The following is a 21,262-nucleotide window of genomic DNA, read 5'->3' as shown; positions in this document are numbered from 1 at the left end:
CACCAGCCGCGAGCGCAACGCCCACCGCCAGTGCACCGAACCGAAGAACCACCTTCATGCGAGCTCCTGGAGAACCGCGCCTCGCCAAAGTGGGCAAACTTCTGCCCAACTGGGAGGGACGCCGGAAAGTAGACGCGGGTACCCGGAATGAGAAGTGGCCCAGAACGTGCCTTGTGCCCTCGCGTACGCGATCACCCCGAGCGAACTTCCAGGACTCAACAACGTCAAGAGGCCCCTCCCCCGTGACGCACTGTCACGGACGAGGGGCCTCGGAAGTCGTGCTTGCTGAGCAGCCGGGTACGCCCGGGACCTACTCTTCTCCTACTTCTCCGCGCGTGCGGGGCAACCCCGCTTGAGCGTGTACTGGTAGTAGCCGATCTCGTCGATCCAGAACTCGCCCTGGAACCGCCAGTAGTTCCACGCCTCGCCCGGCATCTTCGGGCGGTAGAGCGTCTGGCGCGTGAGCAGCGTCTTCTGGTCCACGCCCGCGGAGAAGAGGTCCTTCTCGTCGAGCGCCGTCTGGACGCGGATGATCTCCGCCTGGTCGGAGAAGGTGCGGAGGTTGTCCGAGGCCTCCTTGAGGCGGTTCTTCGCCAGGGTGCCGCCCACCTGGAGCAGCGTGCCGCGCACGTCCTCGAGCGAGGCCACGGTCTGCGCCGCCAGCGGCGTGCCGCGCCAGGGCCCTTCGGTGATGGCGCGCTTCTCCGCGTCCACGCGGGAGAGGGTGCGCAGCACTTCACGGACGCGCTCGTTGTTGCGGATCCACAGGTACACCGGGCGCGGCAGGCGGCGGTTCTCCGCGGCCACCAGGTTGAAGGCCTGCACGAGCGGCAGGTCCTCGCCGGTGAAGGGCTCCAGCTGCTTCGCCATGGGGCCGTAGCGCTCGTCGAACGCCGCGAGCGTCGTCTTCACCTCGTCGTAGAGGCACGAGTAGTAATAGACGGTGGACTTGAGGATCCACGACTCGGGCTGGAAGGCGCCCTCGAACTGGGGGGCGTGCAGGGCCTGGAGGCTGCCCAGCGCACCGCCGAAGTCCTCGTTCTGGAAGCGGGCGAAGCCGTTCTCGAACAGGGCCTGATCCCAGAAGCGCGCGTAGCGGGGCACGCCCTCGTAGGCCTTCACCGCGTCGGCGTACTCGCCCCGGCGGTAGTGCACGCGGCCCAGGGCTAGCAGCGCCAGCTCGCGCGTCTCCGGCAGCTCCACCTGCGGCTCCTTCGTGGCGAGCACCGTCTGGAAGGCGCTGATGGCCTCCTTGTCCAGCGTCTCCCCTTCGCCCGGGCGGCCCGGGAAGCGCGGATCCGCGAGCACCGTGCCCAGCAGGTAGCGGGCCTTGGCATAGACGCGGCTGTCGGCGGGCACGGCCTCCAGCAGCGCGCGGGCCTCCTCGTAGCGCATGCGGCGCTGGGCGGCGGTGCCGACCAGGTAGTTGATGCGCGCCAGCACCTCCTTGGGCAGCGTGACCCACTGGTCGCGCACCTCGTCGGAGTAGGCCTGGTTCAGGATGCTGGGGATGAGGTTCTGCTCGTCCAGCCGCTGCTGCATGTCCACCAGCCCCTCGATGGCCTTGAGGTACGAGGGGTGCTTGGGGCCGGCGTTGACGATGGCGGCGTAGGAGATGAAGGCCGCGACGGGCAGCTCCTTCTTCGCGAAGGTCTGCGCCAGGTAGTACTCGGCCTTGCCCTTGAGGTCCGCGTCCTCCCCTTCGGCGAGCTGCGCGAAGAGGGGGGCGGCGGTGTCGAACTGGCCGGCGTTGAAGGCGGCCAGCGCGCGGTTGTAGCCGCCCACGTCCTGCTGGGCGAAGGCCTGCGCGGCCGTGAAGACGGGCCCGAGGCCCGCGAGGACGACGAGGAGTCGGAGCAGTCGGGACATGGTTAGAAGAGCACCGAGAAGCCAGCGTAGAAGCTGACGTTGTTGAGGACGTCCGACGAGGGCTCGGCCACCAGATCCCGGCCGAGGATGATGTCCTCGCGGTAGTTCTTCTTCGTCTCCGGGTCGACGCCGTCGAACTTCGCCACCTTGCAGCTGCCGCTCAGGTTGAGCCCCTCGAAGGGCTGGTTCGCGGCGCGGGCGGCCTCCAGCGACTCGAAGTCCGCCAGGTTGCAGCCGTCCACCTTGTCCACGCGCGCGGTGTAGATGAGGTCGCGGACCTCCAGGCGGATGGCGTAGGACTCGCCGAACTGCACGCGGAAGCCGCCGCCCACCTCGCCCAGGAACTTGTTGCCGGTGTCGCCGAAGCGCGCGGGCACCTGGTACGTCTGGCCGTCCACCTCGTTGGCCACCTCCGGGCGGATGAGGTGGCGCGTCTTGCCCACGCCCGCGCCGCCACTCAGCACCAGGCTGAACTGGGCCAGCGAGTTGTTGAAGAAGGCGAACTTGCCGTAGAGCGGCGTCACCTCCACGCCCGCGTGCGCGCCCCACTGGAGCAGCAGCGAGGACGCGGCCTGGGCCTGCTCACGCACCTTGTCGATGAGCTCCAGGTTGAAGTCGCTCTCGTCGGAGTACCAGTTGTACTGGCCGCCCACCTGGAGGGCGAAGTTCTCCTGCAGGTGGTAGACGTAGTGAAGGGCCGTGCCCGCGTGGTTGGTGAACTTGCCGTTCACCTGGACGACGCCGGGGTACAGCACCAGCTCGTGCTTGCCCTCGTCCGCGAAGCGCTTCTTCTGGACGATGTGGACGTTGACGTTCGGGTTGTAGAGCGGCGCGCCGTTCACCAGCCGCTGCTGCTGCGCGTCCGTGGTGCGCGGGGCCTCGCCGGAGTCCAGCACCGGCGCGTCGCCAGGAGCACTCGCGGGCGCGGTGCCCGACGTGGGCCCGGTGGACGCGGGAGGCTGCGAGGGCGTGCCCTCCGCGTCGTCCTCCTCGGGGGGCCGGGCCGGGGCGACCTGGGCCGGGGCGTCGGGCGCCGTCTGGGGCACCGCGGGCGCGTCGCGCTGGGTGCGCGAGCGCTCGGGAGGATCAGCGGGTGAAGGGGAAGCCGGCGCGGTCGTCTCCGGGCCCGACGAGCCCGGGGCGGTCGGCTGCGCCGGGGCGGCGCCTTGCGCGAACGCGAGGGCAGGCACCGCTGCGACGAGGAGCGCGATGGAACGGAAGGGTCGCATAGGAAGGGTCAGAAGGAGTAGGTGTAGCCGAGGTCGAACTGCACCAGGTGCGTGAGGCCCGGGCTGCCGGCGGGCTCGCCGGTGGGATTGCCGGCCTCCCAGTCGTCGCGCAGCAGGTTCACGCGGTAGCTGTCCTTGAAGATCCAGTCGCGCAGCTCCAGCCGCACGCCGTGCTTCTCCTGGACGAAGAAGCGGAAGCCCAGCGCGGCGGACACCACCGGCGCCACGCGCGACTCCTTCACCCAGTAGTTCTCCGTGGCCGAGCCCCGGTCGTCCACCGCCGTGCGGTTGTCACAGACGCCCGCGGCGCGGTCCACCACCTGCGTGCACTGGATGACCGACTCGCGCTTCAGGTTGCCGAAGCCGCCGCCCGCCCAGAGGTAGGTCTGGAAGTGCACCGGGATGTCCGCGACGAGGCTGATCTTCCCGTAGATGGGGGCCCACCGGGCGCCGATGACGCCGTGCAGGTTCAGCTGCCAGAGGTCCTCCAGCTCGTCCGTGACGCGCTTGTCCTCGCGGTCCAGGAAGGACTCGGAGATGGAGCGCGCCAGGCCCGTGTGGCGGCTGGCCGCGTAGCCCGCCCGCGCCTCCAGCGCGAACGTGTCGAACAGGTTGTAGGCCAGGCCGACGTTGAAGAAGTAGTGCGCCGTCAGGTGCGTCTGCACCGGCAGGCCCACGGACAGGGACAGCTCCGGATGGCCCGCGGGCTTGTACAGCCGGTTGCGGACGACCGCTGAGTCCAGGACGCCGTCTTCCTGTGCGGCGGCGCCGAGCGCCGTCAGCGAGATGCACAGCGCTGCGAAGACGCGAAGCGTGCGTGCGTTCATATCTCCTGCCCGGCCCGGGGGTGGGCCGTTGGGTAGACCGGCGGCCCGCTTTCCGTCTGCAGCGACGGCGAGGCCCCGGCGTGGGACAGCCATGTGAGCACGGCGCCCCTTCACCGCAAGCGGAACCCAACGGAGGGCGGTAAAGTTTTCGCCCTTTGTCCCCAGGGCGACCAGCACTCAACGTTTCAGCGCGGCCCACGCGGGCCCTGCCTCCGCGCGAGCGACACCGACGCCCGGAACGACGAACGCCCCGCCCGGAACCCGAAGGTGCCGGAAGCGGGGCGTCGAATGGGGCGCGAGAGTGCGGCGCGCCCCGACGTCTGCTGCGGTGCGACTAGCGCGCGGCCTTGTGCGCGGCGCGCATCGCCACCTTGATGCTGGGGCGCACGATCACGATGCTGTCGTTGTGGCCGGCGACCGCGCCCTTGACGAGCACGAGGCCCTTCTCCACGTCCACGTCCACCACCGTCAGGTTCTGGGTGGTGTTGCGCTCGACGCCGTAGTGGCCGGGCATCTTCTTGTTCGGGTAGGTACGGCCGGGCGTCTTACGCTGACCGATGGCGCCCGGGTGACGCTGGTACTCGTGCGTACCGTGCGTCTTCGTCTGCGAACCCTTGAAGCTCCAGCGGCGCATGACGCCGGAGAAGCCACGACCCTTGGTGACGCCCGTGACGTCCACGAGCTCGCCCTTGGTGAACATGTCCGCCTTGACGGCGTCGCCCACGTTGAAGCCCGCGGCCTCCTCGGCCGTGACGCGGAACTCACGCAGGTGGCGGCGCGGCGTGGCGCTGGCCTTCTTGAAGAAGCCGAGCTGCGGCTTGTTCAGGAGCTTCTCGCGGATCTCGCCGAAGCCCACGGTCACCGCGGAGTACTGATCCTTCTCCGGGGTGCGCTTGCCGACAACCAGACAGGTGTTGACGTCGATGACCGTCACCGGAACGAGGTTGCCCTCGTCGTTGAACACCTGGGTCATGCCGATCTTCTTGCCAATCAGACCCTTCACGTCGTCCTCACAGCGAGCGCCCGTGGCGCCGAAAGCCCAATGAATTCAATGAACTGGCCTACACGCGTGCCCGCGGCCGCCAGGAAGCGGCGCAAGATAGCAAACACCCACCCTACGTCAAGCATTACGGGCGGGTGTCCCCCTCACTGCGCGCGATCCAGCCGGGGGTAGAAGGAGGCGAGCTGCGCCTCCGCGATTCGCTCGGCATACACCTCTTCGCCGAGGAGGAACAGCGCTTGATCCAGATAATCTTCCGCGCCCTTGGTCTCCTCCTCCTTGGCGGCGATGGCCTGATCCAGCTCCGCCATGCGGGCGTCGTGGACGCGCTTCTGCTCCTCGGCGGCGTCCTCCAGCTCGATCAGGCGCTTGTGCGCCAGGATGCCGGCCCCGCCGGGCTGGCCGGGCAGCGGGGTGAGCGAGGCGGCCAGCTGGGCCTCCCAGTCCTCCACCTCACGGGCCAGGCGCATCTGCGCGATGCGGTTCTTCTTGAGGTTCTGCCGGGCGGCGTCCAGCTTGACGGGGTCCTGGGTGGTCATCTCCAGGTCCGCCAGCTTCACCTCCAGCTTCTTCAGGCCCACGATGGCGTAGCGCAGGTCGGCGCGGCGGGTGGCCAGCGTCTTGCGCAGGCCCTTCACCTTGCCCTCCACCGCGTCCACCGCGCGCTTGAAGCGGCCGGTGATCTCCTTCTGGACCGCGCACTCCTCCTCGTGCTGCGCGAGCGCGTCCTGATAGGCCACGTCTTCGTCGTTCATCTCCGCTTCCAGCGCCGCCAGTTCGTCCCGGCGCGCCTCCAGCACCTCTTCGGCGCGGTAGACGCGTTCCATGGAGCGGGGGCAGTTCGGCTTGCCCGGGAGGACGTCCCGGGCGAGATCGCCGAGCTGGAAGATGAGGTCGTTGTAGCTCTCCTTCGCCATGGGCGGATTCATACGCCCAAGACGCCAGGACTGTCACCGGCCGAGCACATCCCGCGTGCCCGGCCCCGGCCGTCCACTCCGGAGACTCAGGAGTCCGCGGGGGCCGCCACCGCCTGGGATTCCCGGTGCACCGCCGCCAGGGCCCCTTCCGCCAGGGCGAGCAGCTCCCGGGCGCGGTCCTGCTCCTCGGTCCGGTTGAGCTCGCACACCCAGGCGGACGACAGGTCCGCGTGCTGGCGGGCCATCTCCGCGGTGGTCTCATAGCGCGCGGCGGACGCGCGGGCGAAGGCGCCTTCCCGGCGCAGCTCCAGCACCGTATCCGGATCCAGATCGATTTCTTCCGGAGGCACCGGCAGCGGCCCGCGCCCCAGCGCCGCCAGCCGGGCCAGCAGTCGGGACGCATGGGCCCGGCAGAAGGCGGCCAGCACCATCAGCCGCGCTCGCACGCGCGCGTCGTTCATGCGTTCCGCCAGCCCCGTCATGCGACGGGCCGACACCACTTCCGCCTCCCACGCGGCGGCCAGTGCAGCGGCCAACCGGGTATGCCTCGCGCCCATCAGCGTCCCTCCCCCACCCTCATCTGCCCAAGCTAGGAACGCACGTCGGGTTATTCAACCGACCGCGCGAGCAACCATCCAGTACAGCCCCATTCCCGCGAGGCCGATGGACGACACCCGCATCACCCTCGAGTGCAGCCGGGGCCGACGCTGGATGATGCGCAGCACGGGGACGAGGAAGGCCATCACCACCGCCTGTCCCAGCTCCACGCCCAGGTTGAAGCCCACGAGCCCCGGCACCACCGCGTCTCCCAGGCCGTGGCCGCGCAGCGCGCCCGCGAACCCCAGCCCGTGCACCAGGCCGAAGAGGAAGGTGAGCCCCGCGCGGTGCCGGTGCTGGCGCAAGAGCAGGTTCTCCAGCGCCATGTAGAGGATGGAGGCGGCGATCGCGGCCTCGGCCCACCGCGTGCCCCGCGCCTCCAGCGTCACCCACCCGAGCGCCGTCAGCCCCAGCGTCAACGAGTGCGCCAGCGTGAAGGACGTCACCAGCACGAGCATGCGCCGGAACGAGCCGCCCACCAGCAACACCGCGAGCAGGAAGAGGAGGTGATCCGCCCCCTCCAGGATGTGCCGCAGCCCCAGGCCCACCCAGCTGGCGAAGCCATCCACCGCTCCGGGCGCGCCTTCCAGCGCATGGGCGTGGGCGACGGCGGAGGCCAGCAGCACCCCGGCCGCGAAGACGACCCGGGTGGCGGCGGCCAGCTTCATCGCGGAAGCGAGCCTGCCCCTACTCGCGCACGAACTCCATCCGCACCTGCTGGCGGCCGCTCAGCCCGCCGTGGTGCGCGCCGCAGCGCGGACAGATGAGGGTCGAGTCCCAGTCCCACGACGCCTGCACCTCTTCCCCGCAGCAGACCATGGGGAGCGTGCGCAGCACCTCTTGATCCGGCGGCAGCGGCCGGGGCAGCGGCTCCGGCGCCACCGAGACGAAGGTGGGCCGCGGGTTCTGCGACAGCGTGCGCTGCACGTACGCCAGCTGTTCGTAGCGCACGTGGTTGGCCCACGCGCGCGCCATGTGCTCCACGTGCGCGGACTGCTCCGGCGTGAGCCACGCATCCGGCAGCGCGCGGTGGCCGCAGTACAGGCAGTGCCACGCGGGCAGCTCCTCCGGCGTGTACGCCTCGTGGAGGTTCTCGAAGGGGAAGTAGCCCGCGAGCAGCCGCTGCAGCATCCCCGCGTCGTGACGGCTGGGGCGCGTCTTGAAGTTGCGCTGGCAGCGGGGACACTCGCGCCGCACGAAGCCCGCCTTGTCCCGCGGCAGCTCCAGCCACGCCATGTCCAGCTCCGGCACGTTCACGCCATCCCCCGCCGGCGCCCGATCGATGCGACCCCCAACACGAACGCGACGAGCGAGAACACCAGGAGCAGATGCACCCAATGCCCCTCCGTCGAACCGGTGATCAACCCCATCACCCACAACACCATCAAGATGATGCCCATGGTCCAGTACACGCCACGCCTCCCGCCACACAGGGCCCACGACTCGAACTTTGAACGAGGCGCAAGGTAGGAACGCGGACCCCTCGCGGCAACAGGGGGAGCTTTCTGCAGCCTCAGGTTGGGAAACAAACTTCCCTCTCCGGGCATTTTTTCAGACCGCGGCGGGCGTTGGCGGGGCCGTTTCAGCCCCTCTCTTAAGGATCTCAAAGGAGGGACGCGCACGCCACGTACGCTGGCACGCCGCCTGCTTAGTCGCAGGGTGTGGGCGAGTCAGCGGGCGCGTGCAGTCGGGCGCCAGGGGAGGGCGAGATGCGGGGTTGGACGGCGGCGGTGGCGGTGGCGATGGTGCTGGTGGGGACGGGCGCAGGGGCTTTCCCGGTGCAGGTGCCGGTGGGTGCGCAGGGTGAAGCGCCGGACGTGGCGGCCCTCCGGGCCCAGCTGGCGGAGAAGGACGCGCAGCTCAAGCAGGCGCTCGCGAAGCTTCAGATGTACGAGGACGAGGCGGACTTCCTCCGCGCCGAACAGATGGGCATCGCCGAGGCCGTGCGCGCCTCCGGGCTCCCCGAGCGGCAGCAGCGCCGGCTGGCCGTCGCCATCGTTCGCGAGGCCGAGCGCAACAACCTGGATCCGCTGCTGGTGGTGGCGCTGATCCGCTGCGAGTCCTCCTTCAACAACTACGCGGTGTCCGGGGTGGGCGCCATGGGCCTCATGCAGGTGATGCCGGACACGGGCAAGTACCTGGCGGACAAGGCCGGCTACAAGCTGGGCCGTCACACCAACCTGTTCGACTTCGAAACCAACGTGAACCTGGGCACGGCCTACCTGGCGGACCTCATCAGCCGCTTCGGCTCCGTGGAGGGCGCGCTCGTCGCCTACAACGCGGGTCCCGGGCTGGCCAAGCGCATCCTGGCCAAGAAGGAGAACCGGGTGAAGTTCATGGCCGGCTATCCCGCCAAGGTCGTGAAGGAGTTCCGCAAGCTGAAGGCCCAGCAGGAGCGCGCGGTGAGCCTGCGTGCTGAGCAGCCGACTGTCGGTCGCAAGGGTTGACCGCTGCGTGACACGCGCTTAGACCGCTCGCCAACACTCGGGCGGAAGTTGCACGCCTGCCACTGACCAGGCGGCCCGTGAAGGTGCACTGTCCGGTTCCGGCTGCGCACCCCATGGGTCACCTTGGGAAAACCCGGACCACCCCCAGTGGTCCGGCTCGTGCCTTGGCCGCCATCAACATCGAGACGGCACACACGTGCACACTTCAGCGGGAGCGCGGATCATGACGGGGCTACAGATTCTTCGGGAGGAGGCGGCAGGTCGGGTCACCCTGCGCCTGGAAGGAACGCTGGACGGTCGCACGGCGCAGGAGCTGCGCTCGTCGCTCCAGGCCCTGGGCCAGAGCGAGGTCGTCCTGGACTTCGCGCACCTGCGTGAGTTCAAGGACAGCGCGGTGGGCGTCCTCACCCACGGCCTGAAGGAAGGCGCCGTGGAGATGCGCGGCCTGGCCACGCACCACGAGCGGATGTTCCGCTACTTCGGCGTGCTGTCGTCGCCGGCGACCCACCGGGCCTACTACACGCCCGAGGACATCCTCTCCGTCTGAAGTCCAGGGCGGAAGCCCTCGGGACGCGCAGCCTTCCGGGAAGCCCCCGCGCAAGCAGGCGGGCATCCGGAGGGAGGGAATGCGCGGCCCTGGAGGGCATGCCGGCTCGAAGTCGCCTGGGGTAGAGTCCGCCCAGGATGATCCAGCCCGCTCGCGTCCTCGGTCCCGTCCCCTCCCCTGCTTCCGCACGCGCGGTGATGGAGCGGCTCGCCGCCCAGCTTGGCCGCGCCGTGCAGGGCAAGCCCTCCGAGGTGCAGCGCGTCGTCACCTGCGTGGTGGCGGGCGGGCACCTGCTCCTGGAGGACATGCCAGGGGTGGGCAAGACGACGCTGGCGGAGGCCCTGGCGCGTGCGTGCGCCCTGTCCTTCTCACGCATCCAGTTCACCGCGGACCTGCTGCCGGCCGACATCCTGGGCGCGCAGGTGTTCCACGCGCAGACGGCCACCTTCTCCTTCCGCCCGGGTCCCCTCTTCCGGCAGCTGGTGCTGGCGGACGAGCTCAACCGCGCGCCGCCGCGCACCCAGTCCGCGCTGCTGGAGGGCATGGCGCAGGGCCAGGTGTCGCTGGACGGTGAGACGCACCCGCTGCCCTCGCCCTTCACGGTGGTGGCCACCCAGAACCCGGTGGACTTCTCCGGCACCTATCCCCTGCCGGACTCGCAGCTGGATCGCTTCCTCGTGCGCCTGTCGCTGGGTCACCCGGCGCCGGACGTGGAGGCCCGCCTGCTGACCACGCGGGGCGCGGCGTCCCCGCTGGCGGCGGTGGAGGCGGTGACGGGGCCGGAGGAGCTGGCGTCGCTGCGCGCCTTCGCGGCGGAGGTGAAGCTGGACGCGGCCGTGGCGGAGTACGTGGTGCGGCTGGCGCGGGCCACGCGCGAGCACGGCGACCTGGAGCGCGGCGCCTCCACGCGCGCGGTGCTGGCGCTGGGGTCCGCCGCCCGGGCGCAGGCCCTGTGGGAAGGCCGCGACTTCGTCACCCCCGGCGACGTGCGCGCGATGCTGGTGCCCTGCTGGGCGCACCGCGTGCTCTTGCGCAGCGCCGTGCAGGGCGTGTCCGCCCGGGACGAGGCGGCGCACCTGGTGGAGGAGCTGTCCCGCAAGGTGGCGGCGCCCCGGTGAAGGCCCCTGCCCGTCCCCCCTTCCGGGCGCGGCTGCGCGCCTGGCTCCGTCCGCCGCGCACGCTGTCGGTGACGAAGGTGGGCCGCACCTACCTGGTGGTGACGTTCGGCGTGGGGCTGGGCGCGCTCAACACCGGCAACAACCTGCTGTACCTGCTGCTGGGCCTGCTGCTCAGCATGGTGGTGGTGTCCGGCGTGCTGTCGGAGCGCTGCCTGCGCGACCTGACGGTGCGCCGGGTGGGCGCGGACGCGGCCTTCGCGCGCGAGCCCTTCGCCTACCGCTGGGCGGTGTCGCGCAAGGCGGGCCATGGCTTCGCGCTGACGCTGGGGGAGGACCTGTCGCCGCTCGCGGGCACCGGGAGCCTGGGCCACCTGCCCCCGGGGACGGAGCTCGTCGTGCGGGCGGACCTGGCCGCGCCGCACCGGGGCCCCGTGCGCCTGTCCGGCGTGCGCGTCACCACGACGTGGCCCCTGGGCCTGTTCGCCAAGACGCGGGTGTTCTCCCTGGAGGGCACGCTGCTCGTGTACCCGCGCCGGGGCTACGCGTGCCGTGAGCCGGGGGCCGCCGAGTCCGGCCCCATGGGCGAGACGGGCAGCCCGCGCCACCAGGACGGCACCGGCGACGTGGCGGGCCTCCGGGAGCTGGCGCCGGGCGAGGACGCGCGCCGCATCCACTGGCGCAAGAGCGCCGCGGCGGGGCGCCTGCTCAAGGTGGAGCGCGAGCGCGAGGAGCGCCGCACGTGGAAGCTCGCGCTGGACGCGGGGCTCACGGGCGATGCCCTGGAGCGCCGCTGCGAGGAGCTCGCCGCCCAGGCGCACCAGCTCCTGGACGCGGGCCACGAAGTGGGGCTCAAGCTGCCGGAGCACACGCTGCGGCCCGCGGCCGGGGCCGGGCAGGCGCGGCGCATCCTCCAGGCGCTCGCGTGGGTGGGCTTCGAGGACGCGGCCCCCGGCGCGAAGGACGGCACGGCGCGGGAGGCGGCGTGAAGCGGCCCCTGCGCCTGAGGCTGGTGCTGCGCGACCTGGCGGCGGGCGCGGCCTTCGGCGCGATGGCCGTGTCCGGACAGCTTCCCGTGTGGGCGCTGGCGGTGTTCCTGCTGACGCTGGTGCTGGCGCTGTGCGACGTGAGGCTCGTCGCGCGGCATGCGCGCCTGTCCGCGCTGCTGCTGCTGGTCGCGGCCGTCCTCCTGGGGCTCCAGCTCACGTCCGGCGCGATGAACGCGGTGGTGGCCGCGTGCTCCTTCGCGGGCCTCATCGCCGCGCAGCGGATGATGTCCACGCCGGACAGCGCCGCGGATGGCCAGACGCACCTGACGGGGCTGTTGATGGTGGCCGGCGGCGCGGCGCTGTCGGGCGACATGACGTACGCGCTCTGCCTCATCGCCTTCGGGGTGCTGGCCAGCCTGTCGCTGGCGCTGGGCGTGGTGGAGGCGGCGGTGCCGGACGGCGAGCCCGTGCCGGTGCGCGCGGTGCTGCGTCCCCTGTCGGGCGGCGTGGCGTTCGCGGTGGCCGGCGCGGTGGCCTTCTTCGTCCTCTTTCCCCGCCTCAACTGGGCCATGGTGGGCCCGCGCTCGGCGCCGGGCCTGGGCGCGGCCAGCAGCGCGGGCTTCTCCAACACGGTGCGGCTGGGCGGCGCGGGCACCATCAAGAGCAACCCGCGCGTGGTGCTGCGCGCCACGCTCACGCCCGACCCGGAGCGCGACGCGCTGGACGCCTACTGGGTGGGCCGCACCTACGACACCTTCGACGGGCAGGAGTGGACGAACGTCGCCGGGGCCCAGCGGACCGAGCGGCAGATCACCCTGCGCCCCGCCACCGACACGCTGCTGCACCAGCGCGTGGAGCTGCTGCCCGCCTACGGAGGCCGCACCCTCATCGCGCTGGAGACGCCCTCGCGGCTGGGCAACGCCGTGGCCCACACGCCCACGGGGACGAGGAGCAGCACCGTCCAGCTCTACGGAGGAGGCGAGGTGCGCTTCACCCTCACCGCGCCCTCGTACACCTATGAGGCCTACAGCCTGCCTCCGGAGGGGAAGACGGGCACCAGCCTGAGCCTCCTGCAGGCCGAGCAGGATCAGCTCCTCGCCCTGCCCGAGCACCTGGACCCACGCGTGGCCCAGCTCGCGGCGCGGGTGCTCGCGGGTGAGAAGGAGCCGCTGGCCGCGGCGCGCAAGCTCATCGCCTACCTGCAACGCGATTACGCCTACACGCTGGAGCTCGCGGGCAACTCCGAGGATCCGCTCGCGGACTTCCTCTTCGTGCGCAAGGCGGGGCACTGCGAGCACTTCGCCACCGCGCTCACGGTGCTGCTGCGCACGCAGGGCTTCTCCGCGCGGCTGGCCACCGGCTTCTTCGGGGGAGCGCGGCTGGATGGCGGCTACATCGTGCGCGCGGGTGACGCCCACGCGTGGACGCACGTGCTGGTGCCGGGGCGCGGCTTCGTCACCGTGGACGCCACCCCGCCGTCGCACCGCACGAGCCAGGCCTCCGCCCTGCTGGAGAGGGTCCTCGCCCTCTACGAAGCGGTGGAGGCGCGCTGGCGCAACTCCGTCGTCGACTACTCCTTCCGCGACCAGTTCGAGCTGGCAAGCACGCTCGTCCGCCCGCCGCGCCGGCCCGCCCAGGCCAGCACCAGCGCCACCAGCCGCCTGCCCCCCACGCGCGCGTGGCTCACGGCCGCGGCCGTGGCCTTCGTCGTCTGGCGCGTGGGCCGCTTCCTCGCCCGCCGCCCAGGGCGCGCCCCGCGCATGGAGGCCACGCGCTTCCTGGACCGGGTGGACGCGCAGCTGGCCCGCGCCCGCGTGCCCCGCTTCGAGGACGAATCGCTGGAGGACCTCACCACGCGCTTCGCGCGCGAGGGTCATCCGCTGGCGCTCGCGCTGGTGCCGCTCACCCGGCGCTACCTGGAGGCGCGCTTCGGCGGCCGGGCCCTGCGCGAGGGAGAGGCCGAGCACCTGCTGAACACGCTGCGCCGCGCGCTGGAAGCCGAAGCGGCCCGCCGCGCGCCGAAGGCAGCCGAGCAGGCGGGCCCTACCGCCCGCGCCTCCTGAGCGGAAAGGAATTGCCCTCCGAAGGGAAGCGGCCTTCCGCTGTCGGTCGCCCGCCCTCCCCAGGGCCACTCGGGCGATTTGGAAATGGCTCGACCATCGCGTGGCGCGGCCATTAAGCGTTTCCGTGAACCCTCTCGCCGCGAGCGCCCCGGCGCCGCGCATCCAGGGCCGGGAGACGTGCACTTTCTACCCACTCAGGCCCGCGGATTTCCTCCGGTGGCCGGGTAACCGTTACAGACCGCCCCCGCCCCTTCTCCACCTGCGTCCGCCAACCCCTTGGAGACACACGCGAATACATCCGACCGCCGTTGGCATCGCGGTTGCTCAGGGCAAAGCACGTCAAGTTGTAGGACTTGAATCCAGGGCACTTTCATCCGCCTCCCCAACGTAGGAGGCCAATTCGGAGAATCCATTCATGCAGGCCTCGACCGAGCAATCCTCCAACTCCGGCTCCCTCGCGATGTACCTGTCGGAGATCAACCAGTACTCGCTGCTGAAGGTGGAGGAGGAGCAGGAGCTGGCGCGGCGGTTCATCAAGGGCGACCTGGCCGCGGGCCACCGCCTGGTGACGAGCAACCTGCGCTTCGTGGTGAAGGTCTCCTACGAGTACCGCTCGTACGGCATCAAGATGTCGGACCTCATCCAGGAGGGGAATATCGGCCTGATGAAGGCGGTGCAGAAGTTCGATCCGGACAAGGGCATCCGCCTCATCTCCTACGCCGTGTGGTGGATCCGCGCGTACATCCAGAACTACATCCTGAAGAGCTGGTCCCTGGTGAAGCTTGGGACCACGCAGGCGCAGCGCAAGCTGTTCTTCAGCCTGGCCCGCACGCGCCGCGAGCTGGAGAAGCTGGGCAGCGGCGAGGCCGTGGTGAACGTGGATGAGATCGCCCGCAAGCTGCACGTGAAGCCCGGCGAGGTGCGCGAGATGGAGCAGCGCATGGGCGGCAGGGACTTGTCGCTGGACGCGCCCATGGGCGAGGACGGTGGCAACAGCCACGTGGACTTCGTGGTGAGCGCCGCGGCGCCCCAGGACGACGAGTTCGCGGACAAGGAGGAGGCGGGCCTCATCAACAACCGCGTCCGCACCGCGCTCATGCGCCTGGATCCCCGCGAGCGCTTCATCATCGAGCAGCGCGTGATGAACGAGCGCCCCATGACGCTCAAGGAGCTGGGCGAGCACTTCGGCTTCTCGCGCGAGCGCGCGCGCCAGCTGGAGATCCGCGCCAAGGACAAGCTCAAGATGGAGCTGGCCGCGCTGATGGCGGAGGTGGATCCGGAGACGCTCGCCGCCCAGGGCTGACGCAGGCCGGCACGCAGCAAGGCCACGCCCCGCCGCCTCCCATGAGGCGTGCGGGGCGCGTGCGTTTTCAGGGACACGGCTGTTTTCGCGCCCTGACGGGGACCCTGCTACAAGGATCGCCTGGTTCCCCCTCAGGAGTCCCTGCTTGTCCCACGGTTCCCCGCCGGTCGTTGATGATCGCGTCCCCCTCGCCGAGCCCCATCTGCATGGCGTGGCCGCGCACAAACCCTACGTACCGCCGGGGCAGTCGCCTGCGGAGCTGACGATCCGCGGCCTGGTGCTGGGGTCGGTGCTGGGCATCGTGTTCGCGGCCTCGTCCGTGTACCTGGCCATCAAGGTCGGCCTCACGGTGTCCGCGTCCATCCCGGTGGCGGTGCTCTCCATCGCCATCTTCCGGGCGCTGGGCCGCTCCAGCATCCTGGAGAACACCATCGTCCAGACGACGGGCTCCGCGGGTGAGTCGCTCGCGTTCGGCGTGGCGGCGGCGCTGCCCGCGCTGCTCATCCTGGGCTACGACATCAGCCTCACGCATGCGTTCCTCACCGCGGCGCTGGGCGGCGTGCTGGGCGTCCTGATGATGATCCCCCTGCGCCAGGGCCTCATCGTCCAGGAGCACGGCAAGCTCACCTACCCGGAGGGCACCGCGAGCGCGGACGTCCTCATCGTCGGCGAGCAGGGCGGCACCAACGCGCGCACGGTCATCCTGGGTTTCATCATTGGCGGCGTCTACAAGTTCGCCTACTCCGGGATGAAGCTCTTCAAGGAAGTCATCGGCACGCCCATCAAGGGGCTGAAGTCGGCGACGCTCTCCACGGAGGTTTCCCCGGAGCTCCTGGGCGTGGGCTACATCATCGGGCCGCGCGTCGCGTCCATCACCTTCGCGGGCGGCGTGCTCAGCTACCTCATCCTCATCCCGATGGTGTCCGTCTTCGGCAGCGGCCTGGAGACGCCGCTGCTCGTGCACAACGGGCAGCTCATCCGGGACATGTCGCCGGATCAGATCCGCAACGCGTACGTGCTCTACATCGGCGCGGGCGCGGTGGCGACGGGCGGCCTCATCAGCCTCATCCGCTCCCTGCCCACCATCGTGGGCGCCTTCAAGCGCAGCGTGGAGACGCTGCGCGCGTCGCGCACGCAGGGCCCGGTGCCCACGGTGCTGCGCACGGATCAGGACCTGCCCATCACGGTGGTGCTGGTGGGCAGCGCGCTGCTCATCCTGGCCATCTGGCTGGCGCCCCCGCTGCACGTGAACTTCATCTCCGCCATCCTCATCGTCATCTTCGGCTTCTTCTTCGTGACAGTGAGCGCGCGCATCACGGGTGAGATTGGCAGCTCCTCCAACCCCATCTCCGGCATGGTGGTGGCCACGCTGCTCGTCACCTGCCTCGTGTACCTGCTGTTCGGCTGGACGTCGTCGCCGGACCGGTTCATGGCGCTCACCACGGCGGCCATCGTGGGCATCGCGGCGTCCAACGGCGGCACCACCGCGCAGGATTTGAAGACGGCCTACCTCGTGGGCGGCACGCCCAGGAAGCAGCAGATCGCCCTCTTCGTCGGCGTGCTCACGAGCGCCATGTTCATCGGCCTCGTGCTGGTGCTGCTCAACCAGGGCGCCACCGCGGTCATCCCGGAGTCGCACCCCGGCGTGCAGGTGACGGAGATGGGCACCGAGACGCGCACCCAGCACACCTACCGCTGGGCGGTGTCCCAGGACGCGCTCACCCAGCGCGGGATGACGCCCGCGCAGCTCAAGCGCTCGCTGTGGGCGGAGCGCCTGGACATGGTGCCCGCGGACGGCGCGCTGGAGCTGCGCAGCTGGCGCCCCCTGCCCGCCCCGGAGCTCGCGGCCCTGACGCTGACGCCGGCCAACGGCCCGTCGCTGAAGCTGTCGGACGCGGGCGCCGTCACCGCGGGGCCGGACCGCCTCTACAAGGAAGGCTTCGTGCGCGGCGCGGACACGCCGGTGCCCGCCGGCCGCTACCTCGTGGATGACCGGGGCAGCATCCAGTATGTGGTGGACCCGGGCATCGGCGGGCGCATCAGCGAGTACGAGGGCCAGACGCTCACCCGCTACTCGGCGCCCAAGGCGCAGCTCTTCGCGCTCATCATCGACGGCATCCTCACGCAGCGGCTGCCGTGGGACCTGGTGCTGCTGGGCGTCTTCATCGCGCTGATGCTGGAGCTGTGCGGCGTGTCCTCGCTGCCCTTCGCGGTGGGCGTGTACCTGCCCATCAGCAGCACCACGCCCATCTTCGTGGGCGGCATGGTGCGCCACTTCGTGGACACGCTGCGCGGCGGCAGCGCGGCGGAGTCCGAGTTCTCCCCCGGCACGCTGATGTCGTCGGGCTACATCGCCGGTGGCTCCATCGCGGGCGTGCTCATCGCCTTCCTCGAAATCGCCAGCGACGGCGCCTGGACGCGCGCCATCAACCTGCCCGCCCTCTTCGGCCACGAGAGCGCCGTGGGCGCCTTCCTCAACGCCGTGGGCGAGAGCGAGCTGGCGCACCCCACCTGGTCCAACGTCTGGGGCCTCGTATTCTTCGCCGCCCTCACCGCCGTCCTCTTCCGCGCCGCGCTCAAGGGCAAGAGCGGCGCCGAGGCCCCGCCGCCGTCGCACTGACGTCCCGGGACGGAAAGCCCCCTCCCTGGATGCCGGGGAGGGGCGCTACAGCGCGGGGACCGAGGGAGGCACCTCGGCGTCGCTCGCGGCGGAGTCCGGCCCCTGCGCGCAGACGTACTCGGCGCGCAGCGGGGCCACGACGCCGAAGGTGAAGACGTAGACGATGGGGCTCCACCACGGCCAGTAGACGTCCACCCGCGACAGGCCATGCCGGCACTCGCCCGCGGCCACGTTGGACGTCGTCAGGCCCCCCACGAAGCTCGCGCCCATCTGGCCTTCGGGCGCGCCGTCGCGCGGCGCCGGACTGCGCACGCTCATGCGGAAGCACCCCGTGAGGGACGCCAGGACGAGGGCGGACACGACCAGTCGCTTCATCGGCAGGGACTCCGGGCGGGACGGGGCCCCTTGCGTAACACACCGGGGATTCCCCGCCACTCCGACCACTGTCGCGCCGTTGTCACTTCAACCCCCTGGTTTCCGGGCGGTTCTGGGACTGTGAGCCGGCCCTGGACGGGAGTAGGATGGACGTCCCCCATGGCCCAGCCTCAGAAAGTCCCGGACACCAGCGCGGAGGCGGAGCAGTCCCCTGAAGTCCGCGAGAAGGTGGAGCTTGCGCGCACGTTCGCGTTCCACCTGCTCAAGGGCATCAAGCAGATTGGCATGTACCGCCACAACGAGGCGCGCTTCCCGGAGTTCCTCGCCAAGGCCCAGGAGTCCATCTCCGCGTACACGGAGAAGTTCGGCCCGCTGTCGCTGAAGGTGGAGCAGCAGAACTTCATGCTCCACAACGAGCCGCTCTTCTCCGAGGAGTCGTCGCTCCCGTACAAGTTCTTCCGCGACGGCATCCGCCAGCTCATCTTCCGGCCGGGGCTGCCGCTGGAGGAGCTCGTCACGCTCACGCTCATCGCGCTGTCGGAGCCGGAGCGCGGCGCGGAGGACGTGCTCGCGCAGCTGTGGCGCGCGGGCATGCAGCAGGTGGAGTACGTGGTGGTGGAGGGCTTCTCCATGGAGGGCGCCTCCGAGGACGAGGTCCAGGTGGAGGTGGACAAGGTGGTGGGCTACCTCTACTCCCGCCTCCAGACGAACTCGGATGACTTCCTGCGCTTCGCGCGCGTGTCCGCGGAGGACCTGGACGCGAAGCTGGACGGCGTGGAGCAGATCCGCGGCCTCGTCGTGGGCGGCCGGCACGCGTCGGACGACCTGAAGGCCCGGCTGCAGAAGGAGATCACCGAAGAGGAGAACGCGCGCCTGTTCCCGAAGCTGGTGGGCGCGGTGTTCCAGGTGGTGGAAGGCGGCGTGGACGACGCGGCGCTGCTGGAGGAGATCTTCCTGCAGCTCCTGGACATGCTGCTGCTCCAGGACGACTTCGGTACGGTGAATCAGATCGTCCTCAAGCTGCGCGCGCTCTCCCAGCGCGAGAGTGGTGACGACCTGGCGCGGCTGCTGTCGTCGTTCCTCCACAAGATGGGCGAGGAGCAGCGCCTGAGCCGCGTGGGCGAGTCGCTCCGGACGACGCGCGCGAAGCAGCCCCAGGACGTGACGCGCTACCTGCAGGCGCTGGGCGTGGACTCGGTGCTGCCGCTGCTCAACGTGCTGGAGACCATCGAGCTGCCGGAGAACCGCGTGTTGCTGTGCGACGTGCTGGGCGGCTTCGCGCGCGAGCTGCCGGAGCCGTTCGTGCAGCGCCTCTTGTCGGACCGGCCGCAGACGGTGCGCGACATGGTCGCCATCCTGGAGAAGAGCAACCACCCGGAGCGGATCAAGATGTTCGCCCAGGTGCTCAAGAGCCCCAACCTGGTGGTGAAGCTGGAGGTGATGAACATCATCGGGCGCGGGCGCACGGCGGAGGCGCGGCGCATCATCCAGGAGTCCCTCAACGACAGCGTCTCCCAGGTGCGCATGCTGGCCGCGAAGCTGCTGCCGGAGTTCGACCGGGACAAGGCCTTCCCGGACCTGGTGAAGCTGGTGCGCGACCCCGGCTGGGACAGGAAGACGTCCGACGAGAAGGCCGCGGTGTACGCGGCCATCGGGTCCACCAACCTGCCCGCCGCGCTGTCCATGATGCAGCAGCTTCTGGCGGTGAAGCCGTCGCTGCTCAACAAGCGCCGGGTGATGGAGGACAAGTTCCTGGCCATCGTGGGCCTGGGCGGCGCGGGCTCCATCCAGTCCTACAAGTTGTTGCAGGCGGTGGTGGAGGACAAGACGCAGCCGCTGGAGGTCCTCACCGCAGCCCGCAAGGCGATGTATCAGACGCGCAAGGCCCTGTTCGGGGACTCGGCGCTTCCGGAAGAGACGACGTGACGCCATGGCCGACAACCTGAAGATCACCCACAACCAGGATGAGAACCTCGGGGAGTACGGGCGCGAGCACAACGAGAAGCTCCAGGGCCTGTCGCGCTCCATGCTCGCGGGCCTCTACATGCTCGTGCGCTCGGTGAAGATGTACGACCCGGAGAACGCGGTCTTCGAAAAGCCGCTGCACCAGCTCCAAGACATCATCAACCAGATCATCGGCAAGGAAGGCCGGCTGGAGCTGTCGGGCGTCAAGGACTCGTACTACCTCAACGGCATGCTGGTGAAGGTGGACTTGAACTCCATCGAGAACCAGCGCTACCTGCTGGCGGAGATGCGCGCCAAGGACGTGGGCGGCATCACGCTGACGAAGCCCGTCACGGTGCAGGAGCTGAAGAACTTCGTCTGGATCTTCAGCAAGGAGCAGTCCGCCGCGGCCGAGGAGGACGGGCTGTCCGGGCGCAAGCTGCTCAACATGCGCGTGGCGAAGTTCTCCAAGCTCAAGGAGAAGCTGAACAACGACATGGACACGCCGGGCGACCAGAAGGTCGACCGCAAGAAGTACGCGATGACCGTGTACGCGCGAGCGGTGTTCTTCCTGCAGAAGTACCTGGAGTCCGTGCGGGCGGGGAAGCCCATCGGTTCGTCGCGGGCGCTGCGGCTCGTGCAGGACTTCGTGGACATCTCGTACGATCAGCGCACGCACTTCCTGGGGATGACGACGCAGAAGCGCGAAGAGGACTACCTCGTCTACCACCAGGTGAACGTGGCGCTGATGTGCATCGTGTTCGGCGCGGAGCTGGGCCTCACGAAGCCGCAGCTGCGCGACCTGGGCTACATCGCGCTCTTCCACGACGCCGGGATGACGACGCTGCCGGAGGAGCTGTCCACCAAGCGCGGGGCGCTCACCGCGGACGAGAAGGTCACGGTGGCCAGGGCGCCGCTCATCAGCGTGCGCAACATCCTGATGGAGAAGGGCTTCAGCCGCTCCACGCTGCTGCGCGTGGTGACGACGTTCGAGCACAAGACGGACTACGGCACCGCGGTGCGCGACGCGCGCGGCAACATCCAGATGATCATCCCCAAGACGAACCTGGGGGTGTACGCGAAGATCATCGCCATCTGCGACGCCTACGACGCGCTCACCTCACGCCGGCCCTACCGCGACGCGTACGGCCCGGAGGTGGCGCTGATGCTGATGTGGACGGAGATGCGCCAGAAGTTCGACCCGGAGCTGCTCGCCGTCTTCATGCGGGTGATGGCCATCCAGCCCATCAAGGTGCTCTCCCGCCGCCAGCAGCAGCTCAGCGTTTCCGGCCTCTAGTGGAGTGTCCGCGAAGTAATCCAACATAGTCAGCGGCGGTGCCGCTCGAACCAGTCGTGCATCTTGGCCCGAGTCCAAAGCCAGGTGAAGGGATGGGCGTAGAGGAGGTTGTACTCGGGCCAG

19 protein-coding genes are annotated in these 21,262 nt (G+C 70.0%); 9 read left to right on the top strand and 10 right to left on the bottom strand.

The window, feature by feature from the left end:
- Positions 1-321: 321 nt before the first annotated feature.
- The 9 genes from D7V93_RS12255 to D7V93_RS12220 all read right to left on the bottom strand — a co-directional run bounded on the left by D7V93_RS12255 (position 322) and on the right by D7V93_RS12220 (position 7,851).
- On the bottom strand, positions 322-1,869 hold the full coding sequence (locus D7V93_RS12255) for a tetratricopeptide repeat protein (RefSeq protein ID WP_120643572.1): 1,548 nt from the start codon (positions 1,867-1,869) through the stop codon (positions 322-324).
- A 2-nt stretch (positions 1,870-1,871) separates the two neighbouring features.
- Positions 1,872-3,098, bottom strand: coding sequence for an outer membrane beta-barrel domain-containing protein (locus D7V93_RS12250; RefSeq protein ID WP_120643571.1), 1,227 nt, complete (start codon positions 3,096-3,098; stop codon positions 1,872-1,874).
- An 8-nt stretch (positions 3,099-3,106) separates the two neighbouring features.
- A complete protein-coding gene (locus D7V93_RS12245; protein WP_120643570.1) occupies positions 3,107-3,925 on the bottom strand; it encodes an outer membrane beta-barrel domain-containing protein in 819 nt (272 codons plus the stop codon).
- 334 nt (positions 3,926-4,259) lie between these two features.
- Positions 4,260-4,928 (bottom strand): 50S ribosomal protein L3, encoded by a 669-nt coding sequence (gene rplC, locus D7V93_RS12240; protein ID WP_120643569.1) that lies wholly within the window; start codon positions 4,926-4,928, stop codon positions 4,260-4,262.
- A 143-nt stretch (positions 4,929-5,071) separates the two neighbouring features.
- Entirely contained in the window at positions 5,072-5,842 is a 771-nt protein-coding gene (locus D7V93_RS12235) for a hypothetical protein (protein ID WP_120643568.1), read from the bottom strand.
- 86 nt (positions 5,843-5,928) lie between these two features.
- Positions 5,929-6,399 carry a hypothetical protein gene (locus D7V93_RS46090; RefSeq protein WP_208723004.1) on the bottom strand — a complete coding sequence of 157 codons (471 nt, stop codon included), beginning with the start codon at positions 6,397-6,399 and terminating at the stop codon, positions 5,929-5,931.
- 54 nt (positions 6,400-6,453) lie between these two features.
- Positions 6,454-7,107 carry a HupE/UreJ family protein gene (locus tag D7V93_RS46085; protein ID WP_208723003.1) on the bottom strand — a complete coding sequence of 218 codons (654 nt, stop codon included), beginning with the start codon at positions 7,105-7,107 and terminating at the stop codon, positions 6,454-6,456.
- Positions 7,108-7,126: 19 nt separating this feature from the next.
- A complete protein-coding gene (locus D7V93_RS12225) occupies positions 7,127-7,696 on the bottom strand; it encodes a hypothetical protein (protein WP_244237260.1) in 570 nt (189 codons plus the stop codon).
- On the bottom strand, positions 7,693-7,851 hold the full coding sequence (locus D7V93_RS12220; RefSeq protein WP_120643567.1) for a lmo0937 family membrane protein: 159 nt from the start codon (positions 7,849-7,851) through the stop codon (positions 7,693-7,695). The genes D7V93_RS12225 and D7V93_RS12220 overlap by 4 nt, the downstream gene beginning before the upstream one ends.
- A 297-nt stretch (positions 7,852-8,148) precedes the next feature.
- On the opposite strand from D7V93_RS12220, the gene D7V93_RS12215 reads away from it, so the two are divergent.
- The 7 genes from D7V93_RS12215 (at position 8,149) to D7V93_RS12185 (ending at position 17,523) form a co-directional block, all read left to right on the top strand.
- Positions 8,149-8,886 carry a lytic transglycosylase domain-containing protein gene (locus tag D7V93_RS12215; protein WP_120643566.1) on the top strand — a complete coding sequence of 246 codons (738 nt, stop codon included), beginning with the start codon at positions 8,149-8,151 and terminating at the stop codon, positions 8,884-8,886.
- A 223-nt stretch (positions 8,887-9,109) separates the two neighbouring features.
- Positions 9,110-9,433, top strand: a complete 324-nt coding sequence (locus D7V93_RS12210; protein ID WP_120643565.1) for an STAS domain-containing protein — start codon at positions 9,110-9,112, stop codon at positions 9,431-9,433.
- A gap of 137 nt (positions 9,434-9,570) precedes the next feature.
- Positions 9,571-10,551 carry an AAA family ATPase gene (locus D7V93_RS12205; RefSeq protein ID WP_120643564.1) on the top strand — a complete coding sequence of 327 codons (981 nt, stop codon included), beginning with the start codon at positions 9,571-9,573 and terminating at the stop codon, positions 10,549-10,551.
- The gene (locus tag D7V93_RS12200; RefSeq protein WP_120643563.1) at positions 10,548-11,537 is read left to right on the top strand and encodes a DUF58 domain-containing protein; all 990 of its coding nucleotides are present in this window, start codon (positions 10,548-10,550) and stop codon (positions 11,535-11,537) included. The genes D7V93_RS12205 and D7V93_RS12200 overlap by 4 nt, the downstream gene beginning before the upstream one ends.
- Positions 11,534-13,600 (top strand): transglutaminase TgpA family protein, encoded by a 2,067-nt coding sequence (locus D7V93_RS12195; protein WP_120643562.1) that lies wholly within the window; start codon positions 11,534-11,536, stop codon positions 13,598-13,600. The genes D7V93_RS12200 and D7V93_RS12195 overlap by 4 nt, the downstream gene beginning before the upstream one ends.
- A 415-nt stretch (positions 13,601-14,015) precedes the next feature.
- A complete protein-coding gene (locus tag D7V93_RS12190; RefSeq protein ID WP_120643561.1) occupies positions 14,016-14,903 on the top strand; it encodes an RNA polymerase factor sigma-32 in 888 nt (295 codons plus the stop codon).
- Positions 14,904-15,048: 145 nt separating this feature from the next.
- Positions 15,049-17,523, top strand: a complete 2,475-nt coding sequence (locus D7V93_RS12185; protein ID WP_120643560.1) for an OPT family oligopeptide transporter — start codon at positions 15,049-15,051, stop codon at positions 17,521-17,523.
- Between the two features lie 45 nt (positions 17,524-17,568).
- Here D7V93_RS12185 and D7V93_RS12180 read toward each other — a convergent pair whose 3' ends face one another.
- Positions 17,569-17,898, bottom strand: a complete 330-nt coding sequence (locus tag D7V93_RS12180) for a hypothetical protein (protein WP_120643559.1) — start codon at positions 17,896-17,898, stop codon at positions 17,569-17,571.
- A 159-nt stretch (positions 17,899-18,057) separates the two neighbouring features.
- Here D7V93_RS12180 and D7V93_RS12175 point away from each other — a divergent pair, with 159 nt between their 5' ends.
- Both D7V93_RS12175 and D7V93_RS12170 read left to right on the top strand, forming a co-directional pair.
- Positions 18,058-19,824 carry a HEAT repeat domain-containing protein gene (locus D7V93_RS12175; protein WP_120643558.1) on the top strand — a complete coding sequence of 589 codons (1,767 nt, stop codon included), beginning with the start codon at positions 18,058-18,060 and terminating at the stop codon, positions 19,822-19,824.
- 4 nt (positions 19,825-19,828) lie between these two features.
- A complete protein-coding gene (locus tag D7V93_RS12170) occupies positions 19,829-21,139 on the top strand; it encodes an HD-GYP domain-containing protein (protein WP_120643557.1) in 1,311 nt (436 codons plus the stop codon).
- Positions 21,140-21,262: the final 123 nt, after the last annotated feature.

Origin of the sequence: Corallococcus llansteffanensis (assembly GCF_003612055.1) — a bacterium.
In the GTDB taxonomy this organism is placed as follows: domain Bacteria; phylum Myxococcota; class Myxococcia; order Myxococcales; family Myxococcaceae; genus Corallococcus; species Corallococcus llansteffanensis.
Note: the sequence above shows the minus strand (reverse complement) of the source record. Positions and strands in the feature narration are given on the sequence as shown.

Bases quoted from the DNA above. Each gene is read 5' to 3' on its own strand.
- D7V93_RS12255 (WP_120643572.1), bottom strand. From the start codon at position 1,869: ATGTCCCGACTGCTCCGACTCCTCGTCGTCCTCGCGGGCCTCGGGCCC.
- D7V93_RS12250 (WP_120643571.1), bottom strand. From the start codon at position 3,098: ATGCGACCCTTCCGTTCCATCGCGCTCCTCGTCGCAGCGGTGCCTGCC.
- D7V93_RS12245 (WP_120643570.1), bottom strand. From the start codon at position 3,925: ATGAACGCACGCACGCTTCGCGTCTTCGCAGCGCTGTGCATCTCGCTG.
- D7V93_RS12235 (WP_120643568.1), bottom strand. From the start codon at position 5,842: ATGGCGAAGGAGAGCTACAACGACCTCATCTTCCAGCTCGGCGATCTC.
- D7V93_RS46090 (WP_208723004.1), bottom strand. From the start codon at position 6,399: ATGGGCGCGAGGCATACCCGGTTGGCCGCTGCACTGGCCGCCGCGTGG.
- D7V93_RS46085 (WP_208723003.1), bottom strand. From the start codon at position 7,107: ATGAAGCTGGCCGCCGCCACCCGGGTCGTCTTCGCGGCCGGGGTGCTG.
- D7V93_RS12215 (WP_120643566.1), top strand. From the start codon at position 8,149: ATGCGGGGTTGGACGGCGGCGGTGGCGGTGGCGATGGTGCTGGTGGGG.
- D7V93_RS12210 (WP_120643565.1), top strand. From the start codon at position 9,110: ATGACGGGGCTACAGATTCTTCGGGAGGAGGCGGCAGGTCGGGTCACC.
- D7V93_RS12205 (WP_120643564.1), top strand. From the start codon at position 9,571: ATGATCCAGCCCGCTCGCGTCCTCGGTCCCGTCCCCTCCCCTGCTTCC.
- D7V93_RS12190 (WP_120643561.1), top strand. From the start codon at position 14,016: ATGCAGGCCTCGACCGAGCAATCCTCCAACTCCGGCTCCCTCGCGATG.
- D7V93_RS12180 (WP_120643559.1), bottom strand. From the start codon at position 17,898: ATGAAGCGACTGGTCGTGTCCGCCCTCGTCCTGGCGTCCCTCACGGGG.
- D7V93_RS12175 (WP_120643558.1), top strand. From the start codon at position 18,058: ATGGCCCAGCCTCAGAAAGTCCCGGACACCAGCGCGGAGGCGGAGCAG.
- D7V93_RS12170 (WP_120643557.1), top strand. From the start codon at position 19,829: ATGGCCGACAACCTGAAGATCACCCACAACCAGGATGAGAACCTCGGG.